Origin of the sequence: Citrobacter cronae, assembly GCF_016893685.1 — a bacterium.
In the GTDB taxonomy this organism is placed as follows: domain Bacteria; phylum Pseudomonadota; class Gammaproteobacteria; order Enterobacterales; family Enterobacteriaceae; genus Citrobacter; species Citrobacter werkmanii.
The window spans coordinates 1,273,097-1,273,770 of the sequence record NZ_CP069763.1 but is presented as its reverse complement, the minus strand read 5'-3'; the positions used below and the strand labels follow the sequence as shown (position 1 = coordinate 1,273,770).

The window sequence follows — 674 nt, the reverse complement described above, 5'->3', positions numbered from 1 at the left end:
ATCAAGCTGGAAGAAGAGATCGGCTCGTGAACATCCCAGTTTCTGCATGACCTTGTTATTCAGCCTTTCCAGCTGCTCCTGGATCCGCTGATTCAGTGTTGCCAGACTGTAGAAGGTCTCATGCCTGATACGGGCCATGATCCAGCGTTCAACAACCTTGACACCTACTTCAGCTTTGGCTTTATCTTTCGGTTTTCGCGGTCGCGCTGGTATGACAGCAACATTGTAGTGTTCAAGCATCTGCTGGTAGGTAGGATTAACGTCAGGATCATACTTACATGCCCGTGACGTCGCGCTCTTCAGATTGTCCGGAACAACAAGCTCAGGAACACCGTCAAGCCACTGGAAGCAGTGAACATGGCTCATAACCCAGTCCTCAAGCTGCTGGGACCAGGTAGACTCTTCCCATGTGTAACTTGACGCCCCGAGAACGGCCACGATGATCTGCGCGGTTCTTATTTCCCCGGTATCAGGGCTGGTAATGTCAACGGTTGGCCCACAGTAGTCAACGAAGAGCCTTTCGCCAGCTTTATGGACCTGGCGCATCGATGGTGAGGTAGTTTTCAGCCATTCGCAGTACATCCGGCAGTAATGGTTATAACTGTAAAATCCGCCAGGATTGCGCTCACTATACTCTTCCCAGAGCAGTTGCAGCGTCACGCATTTATTACGCA

General features: G+C 51.0%; 1 protein-coding gene. It reads right to left on the bottom strand.

Annotated features, from left to right (window positions below; translation table 11 throughout):
- Nucleotides 1-674: IS21 family transposase (istA, locus tag JSN25_RS05430; protein ID WP_204525508.1), on the bottom strand; the 674-nt coding region annotated here is incomplete at both ends.